At 63.3% G+C, this 23741-nt stretch carries 19 protein-coding genes; 10 read left to right on the top strand and 9 right to left on the bottom strand.

The features are described 5' to 3' along the window. Window positions 1–48: 48 nt before the first annotated feature. Together KY465_RS06835 and KY465_RS06840 are read right to left on the bottom strand one after the other, a co-directional pair. Entirely contained in the window at window positions 49–1671 is a 1623-nt protein-coding gene (locus tag KY465_RS06835) for a BCCT family transporter (RefSeq protein ID WP_219200943.1), read from the bottom strand. Between the two features lie 210 nt (window positions 1672–1881). Continuing rightward, window positions 1882–3096, bottom strand: coding sequence for a YbfB/YjiJ family MFS transporter (locus tag KY465_RS06840; protein WP_219200944.1), 1215 nt, complete (start codon window positions 3094–3096; stop codon window positions 1882–1884). Between the two features lie 189 nt (window positions 3097–3285). Between KY465_RS06840 and KY465_RS06845 the strand changes: the two genes are divergently transcribed. From KY465_RS06845 to guaD, 7 genes are all read left to right on the top strand, one after another. Next, the gene (locus KY465_RS06845) at window positions 3286–4083 is read left to right on the top strand and encodes a 3-hydroxybutyrate dehydrogenase (protein WP_428982954.1); all 798 of its coding nucleotides are present in this window, start codon (window positions 3286–3288) and stop codon (window positions 4081–4083) included. Between the two features lie 10 nt (window positions 4084–4093). Beyond that, window positions 4094–5167 carry a patatin-like phospholipase family protein gene (locus KY465_RS06850; RefSeq protein WP_219200945.1) on the top strand — a complete coding sequence of 358 codons (1074 nt, stop codon included), beginning with the start codon at window positions 4094–4096 and terminating at the stop codon, window positions 5165–5167. 78 nt (window positions 5168–5245) lie between these two features. Further along, window positions 5246–6742: a xanthine dehydrogenase small subunit gene (xdhA, locus tag KY465_RS06855; RefSeq protein WP_255561513.1), complete on the top strand. Its 1497-nt coding sequence runs from the start codon at window positions 5246–5248 to the stop codon at window positions 6740–6742. After that, window positions 6739–9078, top strand: a complete 2340-nt coding sequence (gene xdhB / locus KY465_RS06860; RefSeq protein ID WP_219200946.1) for a xanthine dehydrogenase molybdopterin binding subunit — start codon at window positions 6739–6741, stop codon at window positions 9076–9078. Before xdhA ends, xdhB begins: the two co-directional genes overlap by 4 nt. A 4-nt stretch (window positions 9079–9082) precedes the next feature. After that, window positions 9083–9892 carry a xanthine dehydrogenase accessory protein XdhC gene (gene xdhC / locus KY465_RS06865; protein ID WP_219200947.1) on the top strand — a complete coding sequence of 270 codons (810 nt, stop codon included), beginning with the start codon at window positions 9083–9085 and terminating at the stop codon, window positions 9890–9892. Between the two features lie 132 nt (window positions 9893–10024). Beyond that, the gene (locus tag KY465_RS06870; protein WP_219200948.1) at window positions 10025–11260 is read left to right on the top strand and encodes a urate hydroxylase PuuD; all 1236 of its coding nucleotides are present in this window, start codon (window positions 10025–10027) and stop codon (window positions 11258–11260) included. Beyond that, window positions 11257–12564 carry a guanine deaminase gene (gene guaD, locus KY465_RS06875; RefSeq protein WP_219200949.1) on the top strand — a complete coding sequence of 436 codons (1308 nt, stop codon included), beginning with the start codon at window positions 11257–11259 and terminating at the stop codon, window positions 12562–12564. Before KY465_RS06870 ends, guaD begins: the two co-directional genes overlap by 4 nt. Before the next feature lie 141 nt (window positions 12565–12705). Here the strand turns inward: guaD and uraH are convergent, their stop codons facing one another. From uraH to KY465_RS06900, 5 genes are all read right to left on the bottom strand, one after another. After that, window positions 12706–13080, bottom strand: coding sequence for a hydroxyisourate hydrolase (gene uraH, locus KY465_RS06880; RefSeq protein ID WP_219200950.1), 375 nt, complete (start codon window positions 13078–13080; stop codon window positions 12706–12708). A gap of 35 nt (window positions 13081–13115) precedes the next feature. Beyond that, window positions 13116–13622: an ureidoglycolate lyase gene (locus tag KY465_RS06885; protein ID WP_219200951.1), complete on the bottom strand. Its 507-nt coding sequence runs from the start codon at window positions 13620–13622 to the stop codon at window positions 13116–13118. Then, a complete protein-coding gene (gene uraD / locus KY465_RS06890) occupies window positions 13619–14128 on the bottom strand; it encodes a 2-oxo-4-hydroxy-4-carboxy-5-ureidoimidazoline decarboxylase (RefSeq protein WP_219201708.1) in 510 nt (169 codons plus the stop codon). The genes KY465_RS06885 and uraD overlap by 4 nt, the downstream gene beginning before the upstream one ends. After that, window positions 14125–15051, bottom strand: coding sequence for an allantoinase PuuE (gene puuE, locus KY465_RS06895; RefSeq protein WP_219200952.1), 927 nt, complete (start codon window positions 15049–15051; stop codon window positions 14125–14127). The genes uraD and puuE overlap by 4 nt, the downstream gene beginning before the upstream one ends. Window positions 15052–15176: 125 nt before the next feature. After that, window positions 15177–16370, bottom strand: coding sequence for an NAD(P)/FAD-dependent oxidoreductase (locus KY465_RS06900; protein WP_219200953.1), 1194 nt, complete (start codon window positions 16368–16370; stop codon window positions 15177–15179). On the opposite strand from KY465_RS06900, the gene mnmC2 reads away from it, so the two are divergent. Continuing rightward, a complete protein-coding gene (gene mnmC2, locus KY465_RS06905; protein ID WP_219200954.1) occupies window positions 16369–17127 on the top strand; it encodes a tRNA (5-methylaminomethyl-2-thiouridine)(34)-methyltransferase MnmC2 in 759 nt (252 codons plus the stop codon). The two genes, KY465_RS06900 and mnmC2, sit on opposite strands and share 2 nt — an antisense overlap. Before the next feature lie 4 nt (window positions 17128–17131). Here mnmC2 and KY465_RS06910 read toward each other — a convergent pair whose 3' ends face one another. Further along, window positions 17132–20149 carry a PAS domain-containing hybrid sensor histidine kinase/response regulator gene (locus tag KY465_RS06910; RefSeq protein WP_219200955.1) on the bottom strand — a complete coding sequence of 1006 codons (3018 nt, stop codon included), beginning with the start codon at window positions 20147–20149 and terminating at the stop codon, window positions 17132–17134. A 164-nt stretch (window positions 20150–20313) separates the two neighbouring features. Further along, complete coding sequence (locus KY465_RS06915; RefSeq protein ID WP_219200956.1) at window positions 20314–21213, bottom strand: DMT family transporter; 900 nt, start codon at window positions 21211–21213, stop codon at window positions 20314–20316. A 178-nt stretch (window positions 21214–21391) separates the two neighbouring features. On the opposite strand from KY465_RS06915, the gene KY465_RS06920 reads away from it, so the two are divergent. Both KY465_RS06920 and KY465_RS06925 read left to right on the top strand, forming a co-directional pair. Continuing rightward, complete coding sequence (locus KY465_RS06920; RefSeq protein WP_219201709.1) at window positions 21392–22789, top strand: circularly permuted type 2 ATP-grasp protein; 1398 nt, start codon at window positions 21392–21394, stop codon at window positions 22787–22789. Between the two features lie 7 nt (window positions 22790–22796). Continuing rightward, on the top strand, window positions 22797–23741 hold the full coding sequence (locus tag KY465_RS06925; protein WP_219201710.1) for an alpha-E domain-containing protein: 945 nt from the start codon (window positions 22797–22799) through the stop codon (window positions 23739–23741).

Genomic DNA, 23741 nt, shown 5'->3' on the forward strand with positions numbered 1-23741 from the left:
CCGAAGCGCCCAGATTGCCGGGGGCGCCCGGGGATACGATGCCGCTGGTCAGTTGTTCTTGAGGAACCGGTGCTCCTCGCTCAGCCCCTTGTAGACAGACCAGATCATAATCACCAGGAGCAGCGCGAAAGGCACGCCGGTGGTCACCGCCGCCGCCTGCAGCGCGCCAAGCCCGCCGCCGATCAGCAGCACGATGGCGACAACGCCCTCGAACGTGGCCCAGAACACCCGCTGGGCAACCGGCGGATTCGGGATGCCACCGGCGGTGATGGTGTCGATGACCAGCGATCCGGAATCAGAGGATGTGACGAAGAACACCATCACCAGCACGATGCCGATGAAGGAGGCGATCTGCGTCATGGGATAGGCGCGAAGCATCTCGAACAGCATCACTGCCTGCGGCGCGTCCTTCACAGCCTCGTTGCCCTGCGCGATGACCTGATTGATTGCCGAACCGCCGAAGGTCGACATCCAGATGATCGACACGACGGTCGGGACGATCAGCACGCAGGTGATGAACTCGCGCACTGTGCGTCCGCGCGACACGCGGGCAATGAACATGCCGACAAAGGGCGACCAGGAAATCCACCAGGCCCAGTAGAAGGCGGTCCATCCCTGCATGAAGTTGGTGTCTTCCCGCCCGAACGGATTGGAGAGCGGCAGGATTTCCTTCACATAGGCCACGGTGTTGTCGAGAATGCCGGTTGCGATCACCGCCGTCGGTCCGGCGATGAAGATGAATCCGAGCAGCAGTAGCGCCAGGATCATGTTGAGTTCCGACAGCCGCTTCACGCCGGCATCGAGACCGGCGACAACCGAGCCAAGAGCGATCGCCGTGATGAACAGGATCAGCACCACCTTGGCGGTGCCGGTGATCGGCACGCCGAAGAGGAAGTTGAGGCCGGACAGGGCCTGCTCGGCACCAAAGCCGAGCGAGGTGGCGAGACCGAACAGCGTGGCAAAAACCGCCAGGGTATCGATGATGTGGCCGGGCCAGCCCCAGATGCGTTCTCCCAGCAGCGGATAGAAGGCTGAGCGCAAGGTCAGCGGCAGGCCGCGATTATAGGAGAAGAAGGCGAGTGCCAGCCCTACCACGGCGTAGATTGCCCAGGGATGCGCGCCCCAATGGAAGATCGTTGCGGCCATGGCGTTGAGCCGCGCCGCCTCGGCATCGCCGGCCGCGCCGGCCAGCGGCGCCCAGTCGGTGCGCGCGCCGTTCTCGACGACCACACCGCCAATGGAACTGGCATAGTGAGACAGCGGCTCGGAGACACCGAAGAACATCAGGCCGATGCCCATGCCGGCGGCAAAAAGCATCGAGAACCAGGCGAGATAGCCGAAATCGGGCCGGGCATCGATACCGCCGAGGCGGATCGAGCCGAGCGGGGTGACGACAAGCAAGAGAGCAAACAACACGAACAGATTGCCCGCCAGCAGCAGGGGCCAATCAAACGTGTTGGTCATCGCCGGGCGCAGCCAGGCGAAAAAGTCGGTCGCCGTCTGACCGAACATCAGCGTCAGAATGACGAAAGCGACGATGACAACCGCCGAGATGAAGAAGACCGGGTTGTGAATATCGAGGCCGAGAACCTGGACATTGTCCTGCCCCGCCTCGAAGTCGGTATCAACCTCCAGGCTGGTGGCTGGTTCGGTAATTGGTTCGTTCGCCATGGCGACCCCCTGTTCGAACTGTGTGACTTCGCGATTTCGATGCCGAGAACTGCCCGCCCCGCAACGGAACTCTCTCGGCCGAACGATTAGCTCCATGTTAAAATGAACTGACCGTTTCTTCGGCTGTCCTACCATGAAACAGCGCCTTTTGCGACATGGGCGCAGGCGTTGTATGGGCTGTGGAAAACCGGGCGGGAGCAGGACCCGGGGTCAGGACCGTCCAACTGCGACATCCGCGTCGCGCAATCCGGCTGCGTAAAGGGCCGCAGACATGAGCAGCGCCGCAACCGCCGAAAGACTGGCAAGAACGTAATTGCCGGTCAATTGGGCAAGGCCGCCGGCAACGAGGGGGCCGAGGATCTGGCCGATGCTGAACGCCACCGTCATGGTCGCCAGCACGCGGCGCGGGCTTTCCGGCGCGAGGATGCGACTGGCCTGCAGGCCTTGCGCGGTGATCAGAATAAACGTGCCGCCGAGCATCACCCCGCCGATCAGCGGACCGGCAGGGAGCGGTAGCAGAACGCTGGCGGTGACGCCGACCGCCTCGATCAGGCAGGCCCAAACGATCGTGCGCACCTTGCCAAAGCGCCGTGCCGCCAGGGCGCCCAATGCCACAGACGGCACGCCGGCGAGGCCCGTGACGAGCCAGACGAGAATTTCGAAGCTGCTGCTGCCGCCCGCTTCGCGGACAATGGCAACGAGAAAGGTCGCCGTGACGATATAGCCGAAACCGAAGATCCCATAGGCGAGCATCAAAGCGATCAGGCGCGGCGTCCAGACAAGCCGCGGCTCCCTGTGCGAGGTGCCCTGCCGCAACACGCGCGAGGGCAGATATCGGGCCACAGGCAGAATGCTGAGCAGAGCCAGCACTGCCGCCGCGAACCAGGCGGTGCGCCAGCCCCCGCCGGCGTAGATCAGCGCGGCGAATAGCAGCGCCGATCCGGCGATACCGATGCCAACGCCGCCGAAGTGGGATGACTGCACGTCGTCGCGGCGGCTGACCGGACCGGCGGAGAGCACCAGCGCCGTTGAAAAGACCATGACGAGAGCACTGACAATTCCAGCCAGCAGGCGGACAAGGGAGAGGACCATGACGTCCGAGCCGAGGCCCATCAACGCCAGCAGCGCCGCTGTCATGGCCAGCCCGAATAGAACCATGCGCCGTTCTATGCCCTCGGCCCAGCCATAGGCGGCCGCGAAGGAGCCGAGCAGGTAGCCAAGATAATTGGCCGATGCGATGAAGCCGGCATCGGCCGGTCCCATCTCAAGATCGCTCATCATCGCCGGAAGAACGGGGGTGTAGAAGAAGCGCCCCAGCCCCATGACCACCGCCATGCACAAGGCCCCGGCCAGCGCGATGGTCCAGGGGAACGCATCGCCGGGGACCTGCGCGCGGTCGTCGCGGGATGGGGATGATCGCAGCATTGGCGGGATCTGCTCCTTGCGGCACATGCCGGTGACGTTCCTGCCGTCAAACGCCGCGCCTGGCAAGTGCTGACGCAAACCCGGCGCTGCGCAACCGCGACAATATCGGCCGTGCCGCTTGAACTTCACGGGCGGTTGCTATTTGACTCGTTAATTATTGTGCAATGCACCATGGAAAGGACATGAGCCATGCAGTCAGACCCAATGTCGGCCAGACGAACGGCGCTGATCACCGGATCGACCAGCGGCATCGGCTATGGAATTGCCGCGGAATTTGCCCGCAAAGACTTCAATGTGGTGATCAACGGCCTGGGCGATGCGGCCGAGATCGAAGAAAAACGCCAGGCGCTCAGCAAGCTGGGCCAGGGTGAGGTTCATTTTGACGGCGCAAACATGCTGGCCCCCGATGAGATCGCCGCCCTGGTCTCGGGTGCCGAGCAGCGATTCGGCTCGGTTGATGTGGTGATTCCGAATGCCGGCATTCAGCATGTGGAAAAGATCGACAGTTTCCCGGTGGCGAAATGGGACGCGATCATCGGCATCAATCTGACCTCGGCGTTTCACCTCATCCGGGCTGCGCTTCCGGGCATGAAAAAGCGCCAGCACGGGCGGATCATCGCGATGGCCTCGGCGCATGCGCTGGTCGCTTCTCCCTACAAGAGCGCCTATGTGGCGGCGAAGCACGGGCTGCTCGGCCTGGTCAAGACAGTGGCGCTGGAAGCGGCGGAATCCGGCATCACCGCCAATGCCATCTGCCCGGGCTATGTGGAGACGCCGCTGGTGCGCGACCAGATCGCCGACACGGCCAAGGCACGCGGGATGTCGGAAGAGGAGGTCGTGCAGAAGGTGATACTCGAGGCGCAGCCGACAAAGCAGTTCGTGCAGGTGGAGCAGATCGCCGCACTGGCCCTGTTTCTGGCCAGCGATGCCGCGGCGCAGATCACCGGCTCGGCACAGGTGATCGACGGCGGCTGGACCGCCCATTGAGGAGGTCGCGATGACCACCAAGACAGTCAATCTGGCACTGCAGGGCGGGGGCGCACACGGCGCCTTCACCTGGGGGGTCCTCGACCGCCTGCTTGATGAGGAAAAACTGGCCTTCGAAGGCCTGTCGGGCACGAGCGCGGGCGCCGTCAACGCGGTCCTGCTGGCGCATGGCTGGCTGGAGGGCGGCCGCTCGGGGGCGCAGCGGGCGCTGGCCGATTTCTGGCAAAGCTCCAGCCAGGCCGGTACGGTGTGGTCGCCGCTGCCGACGCTGCCGCAAGCCCTGGTGCCGGGCGGCGAGATGATCGCGGCAGCGAGCTATCGCGCCTTCGATGCGCTGTCGCGCACCTTTTCGCCCTACGAGTTCAACTGGTTCAATCTCAATCCACTGCGCGACATCGTCGCGCAATGCGTCGACTTCGACCGCCTGTCCCGGCACGGCGAGATGAAACTGTTCATCAGCGCCACAAATGTGCGCAGCGGCCGCGTGCGGGTGTTCGATACCGAGGAACTCAGTCTCGACGTGGTGATGGCTTCGGCCTGTCTGCCGTTCCTGTTCAAGGCGGTGGAGATCGATGGCGAGCACTTCTGGGATGGCGGCTATATGGGCAATCCGTCGCTGTTTCCGTTTTTCTACCAGTGCGACAGCCGGGACGTGCTGATCGTGCACATCAATCCGATGGAGCGCGATGAAGTGCCGATGTCGGCGCCGGACATCATGAACCGCATCAACGAGATTTCCTTCAATTCCTCGCTGATCGCCGAATTGCGGTCGATCAATTTTGTCTCGCGGATGATCGAGGAAGGCTGGCTGAAGGACAGCCACAAGGACCGGCTGCGCAACGTGCTGGTGCACTCGGTCGGCGCCGATGACGTGCTGAGCGATCTGTCGGTGGCGACCAAATTCGACGTGTCGTGGAACTTCCTCACAGACCTCAGGGATCGTGGACGGCAGGCCGCCGATGACTGGCTGTCGGAGAATCGAGAGGCAATCGGCGTGCGTTCGACCGCCGACCTGGCGAACCGCTATCTGCGGCTGCCCGGGGCGCCCGGCACACCTGCCGTCGACGGCGACCGGATGCGGTAGATCATCGCCGGAGAATAGGCTTTCGCCGCACCGAAAGCTGCGTTAGGCTTGCCTGTTAACGTAACGCCGGGGGGTCACATGCAGCCTTTAATACGCAGATCGGTTCGTCTGCTTCTCAACGACGAGGCGGTCACGCTGGACCGGTTCCCGCCCGATCTGACCTTGCTCGACTGGCTGCGCAACGAGCGCCGGCTGACCGGAACCAAGGAAGGCTGCGCCGAAGGGGATTGCGGGGCCTGCACGGTGCTGGTCGGCCGGCTGATCGATGGCATGCTGGCCTATGAGAGCGTCAATGCCTGCATCTGTTTCGTCGGCGCGCTCGATGCGACGCACGTGGTGACGGTCGAGCATCTGAGCCAACCGGACGGACAGCTCAGCCCGGTGCAGCAGGCCATGGTCGACCATCATGGGTCGCAATGCGGTTTCTGCACACCGGGCTTTGTCGCCTCGATGCATGCCTTGTGGCTGAATGACCCGGCGCCGGATGGCGACGATGTCGATCGCGCGCTGCAGGGCAATCTGTGCCGCTGTACGGGCTACGAGCCGATCGTCAAGGCCGCGCTCGCAGCGGCGAAGGTCGAACCGAGCGAAGCCAATGACCGCCTGACCGCCGAAGTCGGAACGACAACGGCGCGGCTTTCAGCGCTGGTCGACGGGGCGCGCATCGAGATCAACCATTCGGAGGGCATGAGCTTCGTGCCGGCCGATGTCGACGATCTGGCGCAGATTTACGCCGAGCATCCAGAGGCGACGCTGGTCGCCGGTGCCACCGATGTCGGCCTGTGGGTGACGAAGCAAATGCGAAGCATTGCGCCGTGCATCCACATCTCTCACCTTCCCGACCTGAAGTCGATCGAGAGCGAGGATGGCGGATTGCGCATCGGGGCCGGTGCCAGCTACACCGCGACGCGCGCTGCGCTGGCGCAACTGGCGGCGCCGCTCGGCGAATTGTGGGATCGCATCGGTGGTGCGCAGGTGCGCAATATGGGCACCGTGGGCGGCAACATCGCCAATGGCTCGCCGATCGGCGACACGCCGCCGCCGCTGATCGCGCTTGGCGCGGTGGTGACCCTGCGCATGGGGGAGGAGCGGCGAACGCTGCCGCTCGAGGCTTTTTACATCGAGTATGGCAAGCAGGACCGCCGGCCCGGTGAATTCGTCGAAAGCGTGTTCGTCCCGGCCCCGCCCGAGGGCGCGCATTTTGCCGTCTACAAGATCTCCAAGCGGCGCGACGAGGATATCTCGGCGCTGTGCGGGGCTTTCCTGATCACGCTCGACGGCGCGAACCGGGTCAGTGCGGCACGCATTGCCTTCGGCGGCATGGCCGGCACACCGAAACGGGCGGCGAAGACGGAGGAGAGCCTGATCGGCCAGAATTGGTCGTGGTCGAGCATCCAGGCAGCGCAGGGGGCGATGGAGGCCGATTATCAGCCGCTTTCGGACTGGCGGGCATCGAGCGCCTACCGGATGCGCGCGGCGCAGAACCTTCTGACCCGGCTGTTTCTGGAGACCAGCGGCGCGCCGGCACGGCTTGTATCCGACGGAGAAAGAATGGTGCTGGAGGCAGGCGAATGAACAAGTCATTTCAACCCGACAGCACGGCAGAGAAGATTATCGGCGGGGCGCATACGAATCGCGAGCATGATTCGGCCAGCAAGCACGTTACCGGCGCAGCGATCTATATCGATGACATGCCGGAGGCTGCCGGCACGCTGCACGGCTATCTCGGGCTCAGCGCCCGGGCGCATGCGAGGATCACGGCCCTTGAGCTGTCGCGGGTGCGCGATGCGCCGGGTGTCGTCGCGGTGCTGACGGCCGATGATGTTCCGGGCGTCAATGATATCTCGCCGGCCGGGCTGAATGACGAGCCGATCCTGGCGTCGGGCGAGGTGAAGTTCTACGGCCAGCCGGTGTTTGCGGTGATCGCCAAGACCCGCAACGCGGCACGGCGGGCGGCGCAACTGGCCGATATCAGCTATGAGGACCTGCCCTTTGCCACCGATGTCAAAGCGGCGATGGAGGCCGGGCATCCCGATGTGTGCCCGCCGCTCACCCTGCAGCGCGGCGATGTCGAGGCCGGACTTGAGAAGGCGCCGCGGCGGCTGAGCGGCGAGATGCATATCGGCGGCCAGGATCATTTCTATCTCGAGGGCCAGATCGCCATGGCGGTGCCCGGCGAGGATGATGAGATCACCGTGTGGTCGTCGACGCAGCATCCGAGCGAGATCCAGCACATGGTCGGGCATGCGCTCGGCGTTCCGTCAAACGCGGTGACGGTGCAGGTGCGGCGCATGGGCGGCGGGTTCGGTGGCAAGGAAACCCAGGCCAATCAGTTTGCCTGCCTGGCGGCGATCGCCGCCAAGCGCACCGGCTTTCCGGTGAAAATCCGCCCGGACCGCGACGACGACATGACGATCACCGGCAAGCGGCATGATTTCCACGTCGCCTACGATGTCGGCTATGATGACGACGGGCGCATCGGGGCGGTCGATGCGACATTCTCGGCGCGCTGCGGCTACTCGTCGGACCTTTCGGGCCCGGTGACTGACCGGGCGCTGTTTCATGCCGACAATTGCTATTTCTACGAGGATGTGCGGCTGCGCTCGCGGCCGTTGATGACGCACACGGTTTCGAATACCGCGTTTCGCGGCTTTGGCGGTCCGCAAGGCCTGCTTGGCGCCGAGCGGATCATCGAAGAGATCGCCTATCAGCTGGGCCGCGATCCGCTGGATATTCGCAAGGCCAATTTCTACGGTGAGGCCGGACGCAACGTCACGCCCTATCACCAGACGGTCGAAGACAACATCATCGAGCGGATCATTTCCGAGCTGGAGGAGAGTTCGGACTACCAGGCGCGGCGCAAGGCGATCATCGCCTTCAACAAGAACAGCCCGGTTATCCGCAAGGGCATCGCGCTGACGCCGGTGAAATTCGGCATTTCCTTCACGGCGACCTGGTACAATCAGGCCGGAGCGCTGGTGCATGTCTACCGCGATGGCTCGATCCATCTGAACCACGGCGGCACGGAAATGGGCCAGGGGCTGAACACCAAGGTGGCGCAGGCGCTGGCGGAGGAATTCCAGGTCGATTTCGCGACCATCAAGATCACCGCCACATCGACCGGCAAGGTGCCGAACACCTCGGCGACAGCGGCCTCGTCGGGCACCGATCTGAACGCCATGGCTGCGGCCGACGCGGCCAACCAGATCAAGGACCGGCTGATCGACTTCGCCGCAGAGAAATATTCGGTGGCCAAGGACATGGTCGTGTTCGAGCCGAACCGGGTGCGGATCGGCAACCAGACCTTTACGTTCGCCGAGTTCATCGAGCAGGCCTATATCGGCCGCGTGCAGCTGTCGGCGGCGGGTTTCTACAAGACGCCGGAGATCCACTGGGACAGGCAAACCGGCCGCGGTCAACCGTTCTATTATTTCGCCTATGGCGCCGCGGTGTCGGAAGTGTCGATCGACACGCTGACCGGCGAATATCGCGTTGACCGCGTCGACGTGCTCCACGATGTCGGCCGCTCGCTCAACCCGGCGATCGACAAGGGCCAGATCGAGGGTGCCTTCATTCAGGGCATGGGCTGGCTGACCACCGAGGAACTCTGGTGGGATGACAAGGGGCGGCTGCGCACGCACGCGCCATCGACCTACAAGATTCCGCTCGCCTCGGACCGCCCGCGCATCTTCAATGTCAAGCTTGCCGAGTGGTCGGAAAACAGGAAACGCGCCATCCGCCGTTCGAAGGCGGTTGGCGAGCCGCCCTTCATGCTGCCGGTCTCGGTGCTTGAAGCGCTGTCGATGGCGGTGGCGTCGATCGGCGACTACCGAGTATGCCCGCGGCTGGACGCGCCGGCCACCCCGGAGCGCGTCCTGATGGCGGTCGAGCGGCTGAAAGCGGGCGGTTGAGAGCATGAGCCCGCGGCTTGCGGCATTTCGCGCCTTTGCGGAAACAGCGGGGGATGCAGGCCTGATCGTCGTCAAGGTCGAGACGGCCGAGGGCTCGACGCCGCGCGAGGCCGGGGCCTTCATGGCCGTGTCGCAGGATGCCTTTTTCGGGACGATCGGTGGTGGCCGGCTGGAGATGGAGGCGATCGCGCGGGCGCGCGCCCTGCTGAAGGGAGAAGCGACGGAGACCAATATGACGCTGCCGCTCGGACCGGAAATCGGTCAGTGTTGCGGCGGCCGGGTGGCCCTGTCCTTCCGCCATCACCGCAGCGATCTGGCAGCGGTGGAACGGCTGGTGGCAGACGAGGCGGCGCGCGATCCGCAAGTGTGGATCTTCGGCGGCGGGCATGTTGGCCGGGCGCTGGTGGCCACTCTTTCGCTGCTGCCGGTGCAGCCGCATCTGGTGGAAACCCGCAGCGACGAACTGGCCCTGGCCCCCGAGGGCGCCGAACGTCATCTGGTGGCGATGCCCGAAAGCCTCGTGCCGGCGATCGCGCCGGGCGGCGCGGTGATCGTTCTGACACATGATCATGCCCTGGATTTCCTGATCGTCGAAGCCGCATTGGCGCGGCCTGATCTCGCCTATGTCGGGATGATCGGCTCGAAGACCAAGCGGGCGACATTTGCCAGCCAGTACCGGCGCGCCGGACATGATGCGGCGGGGCTCGCGCGGCTGACATGCCCGATCGGCAGCAAGATCGAGGACAAGCGGCCGGAAGTCATCGCCGTGACGGTGGCCGCCGAACTGATGGCGCTTCTGAGCGCCCCCGGCTGAGCATTGCCGCCTGAGCATTGCAGGTTCGGGCGCGTCGGGCGTCAGTGTTGCGGGTGTCTCTTTCCATTCGCAGCGCGCTCAAGCATTATGCGTCGCGCGGCGGGACGGCCGTTCTTGAGGGGGATCTGAGATATGTATGAATACGCGATCGCGTGGGAATGGATGGCCTTCGGGGTGCGATGGCTACACGTCATCACGGCTATCGCCTGGATTGGCTCTTCGTTCTATTTCATCGCGCTGGACCTGGGGCTGACGCAGCGTCCGGGACTGCCGGAAGGCGCCTTCGGCGAGGAATGGCAGGTGCATGGCGGCGGCTTCTACCACATCCAGAAATATCTCGTGGCGCCGAAACAGATGCCCGAGCATCTGACCTGGTTCAAATGGGAATCCTACATGACCTGGATTTCCGGCTTTGCGCTGTTGTGGGTCGTCTACTACGCCGGCGCCGATCTGTATCTGATCGACCCGGAAAAGCTGGACATGCCGGTGTGGATGGCGGTGGCGATCTCGATCGCCTCGATCGTCGGCGGCTGGATCATCTACGATCTCTTGTGCAAGTCGCCACTCGGTAACCACGCCACCGGGCTGATGGTGCTGTTGTTCGGCGTGCTTGTGGCGATGTCCTATTTCTACGTGCAGGTGTTCACCGGCCGCGCGGCGCTTTTGCATCTCGGCGCTTTCACGGCGACGATCATGACCGCCAATGTGGCGCATATCATCATTCCCAATCAGCGCATCGTCGTTGCCGACCTGATCGCCGGGCGCACACCGGACCCGAAATACGGCAAGATCGCCAAGCAGCGCTCGACCCACAACAATTACCTGACGCTGCCGGTGATCTTCCTGATGCTGTCGAACCACTATCCGCTGGCGTTCGCCTCGCAGTACAACTGGATCATCGCCTCGCTGGTCTTTCTGATGGGGGTGACCATCCGGCACTGGTTCAACACCCGGCATGCGCGCGCCGGCAAACCGCTCTGGACCTGGCCGGCGACGGCCATCCTCTTCATCGTCATCATGTGGCTGTCGACGGTGCCGCGCCCGGTTGCCGACGATGCCGGCGCCGCCCTGCCCGAGCGCTTTCAGCGCTTTGCCGAGAACGCGCATTTCGAGGCGGTGAGCGAAACGGTGACCGGGCGCTGCTCGATGTGTCATGCGGCGGAACCGGTGTGGGAAGGGATTGCCCGGGCGCCGAAGGGTGTGCGGCTTGAAACCGCTGACGAGATCGCCCTGCAGGCGCGCGACATCTATCTGCAGGCGGGGCGCAGCCACGCCATGCCGCCCGGCAACATCACCGCTATCAGCCCGGAGGAACGCGGCCTGATCGTCTCCTGGTACGAGACGTCTGTCGCAGGCACGGGACAATGATCGCGACCATCCTGCGCGGGCGCACGCTGACATTCACGGCCCGTCCGCAGGGGCGTGACGATGCCGGCAGCTATCGCTACGAGGAACAGGGCGCCATTCTGATCGTCGATGGACGGATCGCGGCAAGCGGCCGCCATGACCAGGTCAGCGAAAAGGCGCCCGCCGATGCGCGCGTCATCGACCATGGCGACAAGCTGCTGCTGCCCGGATTCATCGACCCGCATATTCACTTTCCGCAGGTTGGCATTGTCGCATCCTACGCCGCCAATCTTCTGGAATGGCTGAATACGTTCACCTTTGTCGAGGAACAGCGGTTCAGCGATGCGGCATATGGAGCGCGGATTGCCGAACAGTTCTTCGACCATCTGTTGCGGCATGGCACCACAACCGCCAGTGCCTTCTGCTCGGTGCATCCGGCCTCGGTCGACGCCTATTTCACGGAAGCGGCAAAGCGCAACCTGTTGATGATCGGCGGCAAGGTGATGATGGATCGCAATGCGCCGGAGGCTCTCACCGATACGCCTGAAAAGGCCTATTCGGAAACGCGCGATGCGATCGAACGCTGGCACGGCAAGGGGCGTGCGCTGGTGGCGATCACGCCGCGGTTCGCAATCACCTCGACGCCTCAGCAGATGGAAGTGGCCGGCACGCTGGCGCGCGAATATCCCGATCTGCACATCCAGACGCATCTGTCGGAGAATGATGCCGAGATCGCGCTGACGATGGATCTTTATCCGGAAGCGCGTGACTACACGGATGTCTATGGCCGCTATGGTCTGCTCGGGCCAAAAACCCTTCTCGGGCACGCCATTCATCTGTCAGATCGCGAGATCGGCGCGATTGTCGAGGCAGGCGCGATCGCCGTGCATTGCCCGACATCCAATCTCTTTCTCGGCTCGGGCCTGTTTGATCTCGCCCGGCTCGACCGGCAACAGGTGCGTGTGGCCATCGCCACGGATATTGGCGGTGGCACCAGCTATTCCATGCTGCGCACGCTCGATGAAGCCTACAAGATCCAGCAGTTGCAGAAGAACCGCCTGTCGCCGATCGAAAGTTTCTGGTGGGCGACGCGCGGCAATGCCGAGGCGCTCGGTCTGGTCGAGCGGATCGGGACGCTCGAGCCGGGCTCGGATGCGGATATCATCGTCCTCGACCGCAGTGCCACGCCGGCCATGGCTTCCCGCGACCGGGATGATCTGTCGCTCGAGGAGGAACTGTTTCTGCTGCAGACCATGGGCGATGACCGCGCCGTGGCGGAGGTTTATGTTGCCGGCGAGGCAAGCCATCCGGACCGCGCGCCATAGGCCTCACCGTCACATCACTGTCTTAACTTGTTGTTAACCATTCGGGCGCAAGCTGTTTAACAGCAACGGCCTTTGAGCCGTGAAGGTCGCGTGAGCACGGATGTACTGCCACGCGGCTTTTTGCTTTTTTTAAGGCATGCTTCAGCTGCCGCGATAGGTTGAATAGCCGTAGGGCGAGAGCAGCAGCGGCACATGATAATGGCTGTTGCGATCCGCGATCCCGAAGCGGATCGGGATGACATCGAGAAAGGCCGGGTCCGGCAAATCATCGCCATTGTCGCGCAGGTAGTCGCCGGCATGGAACACCAGCCGATAGGTGCCGATGCGCATTTCCGTCCCCAAAAGCAGGGCGCCGTCGACCCGCCCATCATAATTGGTCGTGACGGTGCGTATCGAGACCCACTCGCCATCTTCCAGACGAAACAACTCGATCTGGATACCGGCGGCCGGGCAGCCGCGTGCGGTATCAAGCACATGCGTCGTCAGACGCCCCTCGCTCTGCTTTTCGTTGCTCATGGTCAGATCCCCTCCCGGCGCATCACGGCGCCAATCTAATGCTCCTCGAGCGAGGAGGCCGGCAGCCGGAATGGCTCGGCATAAGTCGCCTCTTCGAGATTGTCGCCCGGACCTTCGCGATCGACAACCAGAAAATCGCTGGCCGCGCCGACCGCGATCAGCGGATGATGCCAGACATTGCGGCCATATTGCAGGCCAGTTGCGCCAGACACGTAAAAAGCCCGCGGGGCGCCGGGACGGCCATCGCGATCGGGCGCCACGACAGCAATCCACGGCCGAGGCGACAGGGGCACGAACGCCTGGCTGCCGAGAGGGTGACGCTCCATCATCGTGACCGCATAGGGAAATTGCCGCGGCTGGCCGCGGAAAATCGACAAGATCGTGCGCCCGCCCTGCATCTCGGTGTCGGCCATGGCCAGCGCATGGAAGCGCTCGGTGGTGCCGTTGTTGATCAGCCGCCGCTCGGCGCCCTCAACGCTGATCACCGTGCCGAAAGGCGCAAAGGCGTCGGCGGTCAGCGGCTCGAGCACAAGGTCGCTCATCCGCTTGCTCCCTGTCCGGCCAGCAGATCGAAGATGCGAAAACCGGCGATTTTCTCGACCTCACCACAGGCCACCGCAAACTCCGTGTCGACAGGGTTGGTGATGCGGCGTTCAAATTCCGCCAGGATGGAGTGCTTGTCATGCCCCTTGACGGCGATGATGAAGGGAAAGCCGAACTCCGTCACATAGCGTTCATTGAGCTCCGTGAAGCGGGCATGTTCGCTGGCGGTGAGACGGTCGAGCCCCGCTCCCGCCTGCTCGGATTTCGATTCCTCGGTCAGGCCACCGGCCATGGCCAGACGTCCGGCGAGATCGGGGTGGGCGCGCAGCACCTTCAGGCGTTGCTCGGCATCGGCATCGCGAAACACGGCGCAGAGTGCCTTGTGGACCGCCTCGGCCTGCAGGGGCTGATCGATCAAACCCTGATCCCAGGCCCGCTCGGCGATGAAGGGGGAATGTTCGAACACACCGCCGAAACGGCGGATGAAATCATCTCGGGTCATCAGGCGGCATCCTTTGTCGGCGGGTGGCGGCGGCGCCAATGCTCGGCGATGTCGATGCGGCGGGTGACCCAGGCCTTGTCGTGAGAGGCGACATAATCGAGAAAGCGCGCCAGGGCCTGTGCCCGCCCCGGTCGGCCGACAATCCGGCAATGCAGGCCGATCGACATCATTTTCGGACTGCCGGCGGCGCCCTCGGCCATCAGGCAGTCAAAACTGTCCTTGAGATAGGTGAAGAACTGATCGCCGGTATTGAAGCCTTGCGGCGTGGCAAAACGCATGTCGTTGGCATCGAGGGTGTAAGGCACGATCAGATGCGGGCCGTTCGGGCCGGACAGCCAATAGGGCAGATCATCGGCGTAGGAATCAGCGGAATAGGTGAAGCCGCCCTCCTCCATGATCAGGTCCAGGGTGTTTTCCGAGGGCTTGCCCTGGTAGATCCCGAGGGGCCGCGAGCCGGTGATCTCGGTGTGGATGCGGACGCAGTCGGCAATATGCTGACGCTCGATCTCCCTGGGAAAATCCTTGTATTCAAGCCAGCGCAAACCGTGGCTGGCGATTTCCCAGTCGGCCTCCTTCATCGCCGCGACGGCTTCCGGGTTGCGCGCCAGGGCCAGGGCGACGCCGTAGACGGTCAGCGGCATCTTGCGTTCGGTGAACAGGCGCCACAGGCGCCAGAAACCGGCGCGGGCGCCATATTCATACAGCGATTCCATATTGAGATTGCGCTGGCCCGGCCAGGGCTGGGCGCCGACGATCTCGGAGAGCAGGCTTTCGGACGCCGGATCGCCGTCAAGAATGCAGCTTTCGCCCCCCTCCTCGTAATTGAGCACGAATTGCACGGCGAGATGCGCGCCATCCGGCCAATCGGCATCGGGCAGGCGGCGGCCGTAGCCGACGAGGTCGCGCGGATAGTGTGGCTCGCTCATGAAACGCTCCGGAACAGGATGGCGAAAAGCCTAGCAGCGGAAAAACGATTGTCGAGTGCCCTCGCCATGTTTGCACTTGTTTGGACGGCCGTCGCGGCGGGAGCGAAGCCCGCCCTGCGGGCTGCTCAGCCGCCCAGACGGCTGCGCGCCTTTTCGTAATGCGCGACCGGCAGAAAGGAGGACGGGATATCCGGTCCGTCGGCAACGCCGATCGCGGCCAGCACGGCATCGGCCATGCGATGGGCGATGCCGAATGTGATCTTGTAGCCCCCGGCACACATCAAGAGCCGTTCGGTTCCGGGCAGCGGTCCGAGCATCGGATCGCGCCCTGCGGGACGCGGCCGGACGCCGGCCCAGCGCGCGAGGATCTCCGCGCCGCGCAGTGGCGGACACAATTCGGCAGCGCTGGCGAGCACCAGCTCAAGCTTCTCGTCTGTCCGGTCGGGATGCGCAAAGGCGGTTTCGGAGGTGGAACCGACCGCCAGCGTGCCGTCGGCATGCGCGATGACATAGATCCCGTCGCGATACAGAAGCGGCAAAGTGCAGGCCGAGGCCGGAAGCGCTGTCGGGCGCAGCAGGGCGGCCTGGCCCTTGACCCCTCCCCCCATCGCGCCAAGCGGCAAGCCGAGGACGCGGGCGGCAAGAGGAAACGCGTCGATGCCGTTGGCGCAAACCAGGTGCGAGGCGGACAGATGCGTACCGTCGGCTAGCTCAACTGTGGCTTGCGCGCTCTGAGCGATCCTGAGCCCTTCGGCGCGCACCAGGCTGAACCGGGGATGCGCGGCAAGGGCGGCAGCCAGCGCCGAAAGCAGGCGGGACGGCATCAGGCGGGCGGACAGATCATCAAAGGCCAGACCTTCAGGCGCTGCAGCCGGGTCGAGCCAGCCGGCGTGGTCTTCGGCATCGCGGATGCGGTAGGAGAAGGCCCAGCCCCACGAGGTTTCCGCCGCCTGGCTCCGCGCCCTGGCGGCTTCCCGCTGGCGCGGCGTTGCCAGCGGCACCAGCCGGCCGGTCCGGGCATAACCGGTGCCCTTGCCGGTGCGCGCCGAAAGGCTATCGGTTTCTTCGGACAGAGCTGCAAGCGCTGCGAACTGGAAAGCCTTCTTATCATCCCAGCGTTCGGGCATATGCGGCATCAACGCCCCGAGAAATCCGCCGGACGCCCCGGCGCCGATCGCATCGCGCTCGACCATCGTGACCGAGAGACCGGCATCGAGCGCCTTGAGCGCGACCCAGCAGCCGGCGACGCCGCCGCCGAGGATGATCAGGTCGGCGGTCAGTTGACCGGCAGAGCCAAGCTGGTTAACGGCTGTCGGCATGAGTGTTGACAGCACCGACAGGGACAAAAGCGCAAAGCGCGAGGGCGAAGACGGCGATCACGCTGCGCCGGGGATCATCTGGCATTCGGGTGATATGCCCTATTCGCCGCAGTTTGGCGATCATTTTTACGCTCGCGCCGATGGCCGGGCTGAGTGCGAACATGTGTTCATCAACGGCAATGACCTGCCGCAGCGCTGGGGCGATCCGGCGCGCGACGGCCAGCGCTTCACCGTCGCCGAGACCGGCTTCGGCACCGGATTGAACTTCATCGAGACCTGGCGGCACTGGCGCGGCGTCGCCCCGGGCGGAGCGCAGCTGCAGTTCGTCAGCTTCGAGCAATATCCCTTGCGGGGTGACGAGATCGTCCGGGCGCTGTCGGCGTGGCCGGAGCTGACCGAAGATGCCAGGACCTTGGTACAGCACTGGGACGACCGGGTGGCGGGCGACGTGGCGCTGACATTCGGGCCGGTGCGGCTCGAGGTGAAGATCGGCGCCGCGCTGGAGCGGCTGGCCGGCTGGGAGGGGATGGCGGATGCCTGGTATCTCGACGGGTTCGCACCGGCGCGCAATCCCGAGATGTGGTCGCTGCCGCTGATGCAGCAGGTGGCGCAGCATACGCAACCGGGCGGCAGCTTTGCCACCTACACGGCGGCTGGCTGGGTGCGGCGCAATCTCCAGGAAGCCGGCTTTAGCGTCGAGAAGCGACCGGGCTTTGGCAGCAAGCGCGATATGAGTGCCGGCCGGCTGATCGCCTGAAGCGCTATCCGGCAGTACCATTGCCGTGTGCGGTCTCGTGCAGCGTCCCGGAAGGCAGCCATTCGGCGATCTTTTCCTCCAGTTTCTCCGGGCTGATCGGCTTGGGCAGATAATCATCCATACCGGCGGCGATGCAGCGTTCGCGGTCGCCGTCCAGCGCATGGGCCGTCACGCCGATGATCGGCGTGCGTCGGGCGACGTTATTTTCCGCCTCGATCTCGCGGATGGCCGCGGTGGCTTCGTGCCCGTTCATCACCGGCATGGAGACGTCCATCAAAATCATCTGCGGGTTATCCTCGCGCCAGCAGGCGATGGCCTCCCGGCCATTCGCCACGATGCGGAACGGGATGTTCATTTCCTCCAGGATGCGGCTGAAGACGATCTGATTGACCTCATTGTCCTCGGCTACAAGAATGGTCAGCGCACCGTTCTGCCGGGATGCGTTGGCGAATTGCGGATCGCCGGGCCGCGGGGTTGCCGGCTCCGTGGCGCGCATCTGCGCCATCTCGTCGCCCTCTGGCATTGCTGCCGGCTCAACGGATTCCGGGCGGGCATGATCGTTTTCGGACTTCGAAATCTGGCGGAGGGGAGCGCCGGCGCGAAAACGCACGGAGTTCTGCAGGACGTTGACAACCGTTTCACGCAGCAACGACGACCGCGCCGGCTTCATCAGCGTCGCCTGGATCGACAGGCGCGCAAAATCGGGCTCGACCGTCTTTGGATCCATCGATGTCAGCATGATGACCGGCAGATCATCGGCTCCATCGAATTGCCTGATCCCCCGCACCACATCAGCACCATTGAGCTGTGGCATGTGATAATCAACGATTACCGCATCGACGGTAATGCCGCGCTGCGCCGCCGCATCGATGACCCGCGCGCCTTCGTCGCCGGAACTGGCGGCGCAGGCATCAAAACCCCAGGCGTAGAGTTGTTCCGACAGGATCTGCCTGTTGACCGCATTGTCGTCGATCACCAGGATTCTTGCCCCTTTGACATCAACGGGCAGCGGCTTGGGTAAGGGTTGAGCCGGATCGACCGGCAAGTCGAGGCAAATCGTGAAGGTCGAGCCTTCGCCAGGACTGCTCTCCACTTCAATCGAGCCGCCCATCATGGCGACGAGGCGCGAGGTGATCGCAAGGCCGAGGCCGGTTCCCTCGTGGCGCCGCGTCGAGGTGCCGTCAACCTGCGAAAACTTTTCAAAGATCGTGGCGAGTTTGGACTTCGGGATGCCGATCCCGGTATCGCGAACAGCCAGCCTGACCGCCAGGTGGTCGCCGGTTCTCTCACCGGTCATTTCGATCACCACATGGCCAACCTCGGTGAACTTGACGGCGTTTCCGACAAGGTTGGTGAGAATCTGGTGCAGGCGACCCTGATCGCCGACGACCAGGCAATCGAGACCCGGATGGATGCTGACGATCAGTTCGACGTCCTTCTCGGCAGCGCGCGCCGCGGTCATGGCAGCGACATCCTCGATGGCCTCGCGCAGGTCGAAGCTTTGATTTTCCAGCACCAGCTGACCGGCTTCGATGCGCGAGAAATCGAGAATGTCATTGATGATGGCAAGCAACGTCGCACCGGATTTGACAATGACATTCGTGAATGTCTTCTGGCGCTGGTCCAGCGGCGTGCGGGACAGAAGTTCCGCCATTCCGATGACTCCGTTCATCGGTGTTCTGATCTCATGGCTCATCGTGGCAAGAAATTCCGACTTCGCCCGATCGGCCGCTTCGGCTTTCTCGAGCAACCGGTTGAGTTCGCGCTGTCGCTCCATGTGGTCCGTGATGTCGGTGTAGGTCAGGATCATCGTGTCATTGCCGGCCGGCTGGGCATCGATCCGCAGCCACTGTCCATCAGCCGTCTGACGCTCGAGCGTGTAGCTGCTGCCCTCCTCGACGCTGGCGACGATCTGGCGGACCGTTTCCTCGCCGACGGCGCCCTGGAAGTCGCCGCGCTCAACGCAGTGGTCAAGAAAATCGCGCCAGCTGCGGCCGGACATCATCAGCTCCGGCGGCACATTCAGCAGATCGAGAAATTTCTGGTTGACCAGCTGCGTCTTGCCAGCGGCGATGACAAACAGGCCCTGAGCCATGGCATCGGCCGCTCCTGCGAGGATCGCATTGGCATTTTCGCCTGCCTCGCGCGCCAGCATCAGTTCCTGCTCGCGCTCGCGCAGCCGGGTGATGTCCATCGTCGAGCCGACGAGGAAGGTGCGTCCATCGGGGGTGCGGCAGCGGCTCTTGTGACCAGTGAAAGCCAGCGTCCCGCCTTCCGGCGCATTGATCTCGAACTCGATCGAGCTCGGCTTGCCGGTCTGCATCACGCGGCGGTCGGATTGGCGGATGGATTCGGCCGGTCCGCCAAACAGCTCGAAGTCGTCCTTGCCGATCAATTCGTCGGCGTCGTAACCGACCAAGGTGCAGAAGGCGTTGTTGCCGAACAAGTAGCGGAAGTTCTCGTCCTTGATCAGGGTCGGGGTCGGAAGCGCTTCAAGCACGGCGCGGAGCAGGTTGTTGGCCAGGGGATCACTCTTGCCCAGGGGAGAACTGTCCTGTCGTTCGGGCGAAATGTCGACCGTCTCGTCGGTGACCAGTGCCGGCACATCGGTCGCTTCAACACTATCGGCTGACAGGGAGGCTTGATCGAACGTGCGATGCAGGGCCGCGAGAGGCCTAAATTCCCCGGCGATATAGGGTTGACCATCGTTGGAGCAGTGGCGGCGGATTGCGATGCGAAAACGCTGGTCTTTCAAAGGATGCGCGAAGAAGGCGACCTGATCCATGCGAAAGACGAGGCAGCGCCGCTCCTTCTCATCGCGGTCATTGTGTTCCACGGCTTCAAAATGGTGGTGACTCTGGGTTCCGACCAGCGTGTCCGGCGTCAGATCCCACAGGGCCGCATAGCTGTCATTGACGGCGATGTAGCGCAGCTCGGAATCCTTGACATAGGCCGGCTGCGAGCTGGCATGGACCGCGGCGCAGACCGCCTCAAGTTCTTCAGGCTTGGAAATTTTGTGCACGTTGCATCCACCGGATTGTAAAGTCGAAGCCCCATCAAACTAGCCAGCAGATTTCAAAAAAGTGTTAACCATAAGTGGTAATCCGGCGAGATGCGTCACCAAGGTTGCCGAGCACTGAAATGTGGGGTCGCAAGCAGGCAGACCGAGCGCGCCATGCGCTGCCTTCATGCCCGCAACGGGGGACGCCGATTGGTCAGCCAGACGCCGAACACGACGATCACCGTCCCGGCCAGCATTGGCGGGGTCAGCGGGTCACCGAAATACAGCCAGCTTTGCACGGCGACAGCCGGAGGAACGAGATAGACGAGCGAAGCGGCGCGCGAGACCTGGCCGCGCCGGATCAGGTAAAGCAGAAGCGCAACTGACACCAGGGACAGGCCCAGCACCGACCAGAGCAGCGCCAGGATCGACTGGATGTTGACATCAAAGCGCATGTCCTCGAGCCAGAAGGCAATCGGCAAGGTGACGGCGAGCGCCCCGACATATTGCAGGAGCGCGATGGAGCGCAGATCACCCTGTTGCAGATGCCGCTTCTGGTAAATCGTGCCGGCCGTCACCGCCATCATGCCGAGTATGTTAACGAGCAACGGCACGAGCTGGCCGCGCAGGGCGACCGGATCCAGCGCCAGCAAGCCGGGCAGGATGGCCAGTGCGAGACCCAGAAAGCCGAGGACCACGCCAGCGGTCTGCGAGGGGCGCAGCCGTTCGCCGACGATGAACGGCGCAATGGCGGCGGTCAGAAGGGGTTGTAGCGCGGCAATCAGGCCGGAAATGGACGCCGGCACGCCCTCGGCGATCGCCCACCACACGCCGCCGAGATACAGGCCGTGCAGAAAAACGCCTGAGAAAATGGCATGTTTCCAGGCAAGGCGCGGTTGCGGCTGCGGCTGCCGCTGCCTGAGCCGCACGATGGCAATGACGATGGCGAAGGCGACGATGGCGGCAGCATAGCGCGCCGAGAGGAAGGTCAGGGGGTCGGCGTGCGGAGCGGCAAATTTCGCGACGACCCAGCCGGTCGACCACAGAAGAACAAAGATGGCCGGTGTCAGTGGATCGATCTTCATGAAAACTTTCAGCGGGACGGAACGCGGGCTGCGCGCTTGTCGTTAGTCTCTTGCGTCTGGCAAGGCAAGCCGCGGCAATTTGCGGGAGTTGCGTTGTGTACCGCTGGACACTTGCATTCTCGGCAATGCTGCGTTCAAATGCTTTTTAATCAGGGGATTGCCATTGCCGTTCGATGAAATGCTCACTGCGGAGAATGAGCCGCGCCAGCCCTACAAGAACTACCACGACTGGTATTCCAATCAGAAAATATCGGATCTTTTCCGCAAATCCCGGGAAGCCGAAAGCGTGTTCCGCAAGACGGGCATCACCTTTGCTGTCTATGGCAAGGAGGACGCGTCGGAACGGCTGATCCCGTTCGACATCGTGCCGCGCATCATCTCGGGACCGGAATGGCGGCGGTTGTCGCAGGGGATCGAGCAGCGGGTGGCAGCGCTCAATGCGTTTCTCGACGACATCTATCACAAGCAGGAAATCATCAAGGCCGGCCGTGTGCCGCGCCAGCTGATCGAAAAGAATGACGCCTTCCTGCCGCAAATGATCGGAGTGCGCCCGCCCGGCGGCGTTTACACGCACATCATCGGCACCGACATCGTCCGGACCGGCGAGAACCAGTTCTATGTTCTCGAAGACAATGCACGCACACCATCGGGCGTGTCCTACATGCTCGAGAACCGCGAAACGATGATGCAGATGTTTCCCGAGCTGTTTTACCAGAACAAGGTGCGGCCGGTGGAAAACTATCCGAAGCTGCTGCGCCGCTCGTTGTCGGGCGTGGCGCCGCCCGGATGCATGGGCAAACCGCGTGTCGCGGTGCTGACACCGGGCAGCTACAATTCGGCCTATTACGAGCATGCCTATCTCGCCGACCAGATGGGTGTGGAGCTGGTCGAGGGCTCCGATCTCAGGGTGATCGATGGCAAGGTGGCGATGCGGACAACGCAGGGCTATGAGGCGATCGATGTTCTGTATCGGCGCGTCGATGACGACTATCTTGATCCCCTGACCTTCAATCCCGATTCGGCGCTCGGCGTCGCCGGTATCATGGATGTGTACCGGGCCGGCAACATCACCATTGCCAATGCGCCCGGCACGGGCATCGCCGATGACAAGGCGATCTATTCCTACATGCCGGATATCGTCGAGTTCTATACGGGGCGCAAAGCCATACTCGAGAACGTGCCGACCTGGCGCTGTTCCGAGGCCGACAGTCTCACCTATGTGCTCGATAACCTGCCCGATCTTGTCGTCAAGGAAGTGCATGGCTCGGGCGGCTACGGCATGCTGGTCGGGCCCACGGCGAGCAAGCGGGAATGCGCCGAATTCGCGAAAAAGCTGCGCGCCAAGCCGGACAACTACATTGCACAGCCGACGCTGTCGCTGTCGACGGTGCCGATCCTGGTCAAGAAAGGGATCGCCCCTCGCCACGTGGATCTGCGACCGTTCGTGCTGGTGTCATCGAAGGAAATCCACATCATTCCCGGCGGCTTGACGCGGGTGGCGCTGAAAGAAGGATCTCTGGTGGTCAATTCGAGCCAGGGAGGCGGCACCAAGGACACCTGGGTGCTGGAGGACTGACACAGTGTTGCTGGGCAGAACCGCAAATGGACTCTACTGGATGTTCCGCTTCATCGAGCGGGCCGAGAACACCGCACGCCTGATCGATGCCGGCTCGCGGATGTCGCTGACCAGCATGCAGGGCAGTGATGAGGAATGGGCATCCGTCTTGCAAAGTGCGGGCGTTCACGCCGCCTATATGGCCGCACATGATCAGGTCACCGCTGCCGAAGCGGTCAACTATCTGTTGCGCGACAAGAGCAATCCCTCGAGTGTCGCCTCGGCCATCGAACTGGCGCGCAGCAATGGCCGCATGGTGCGCACGGCTCTCACCCGCGAAGCCTGGGAAGCGACCAATGAGTGCTATCTCAGCGCCAAGGCGCTGTTGAAGCGGCAAGTGGCCCCGGCCAGCCTTCCGCAGGTTCTCGATCAGATCAAACGCCAGTGCAGCCTGATCCGCGGCACCTTTCACGGCACGATGCTGCGCAACGAGGTCTACAATTTCGCCCGCATCGGCACGTTCATCGAGCGGGCCGACAGCACGGCGCGCATTCTTGACGTGAAGTATTACGTGCTGCTGCCGGCCTCCTCCTATATCGGCACGACGATCGACAATGTGCAGTGGGAATCCATTCTGCGTTCGGTTTCGGCGCATCGGTCCTACACCTGGGCCTACGATCCCGACTACAACCCGGTGAATATCGCCGATTTCCTGATCCTGAATGACTGCATGCCGCGTTCACTGGCTTACTGCCATGACAAGATCGTCAACAATCTCGCCATTCTCGAACGGCTTTACGGGCAGCGGCACCCGGCCCACGACACGGCAGAGGCGATCAAGGCGATGCTGGAAGAGGGAGATATCCAGCAGATCGTCAGCTCCGGGCTGCATGAGTTTCTCGAGGATTTCCTGGGCCAGAACAACCGGCTGGGGCACGAGATTTCGCAAGCCTACCAGTTCTACCCGGGTTGA

The organism is Neohoeflea coraliihabitans (genome assembly GCF_019334345.1).
Taxonomy (GTDB): domain Bacteria; phylum Pseudomonadota; class Alphaproteobacteria; order Rhizobiales; family Rhizobiaceae; genus Pseudohoeflea; species Pseudohoeflea coraliihabitans.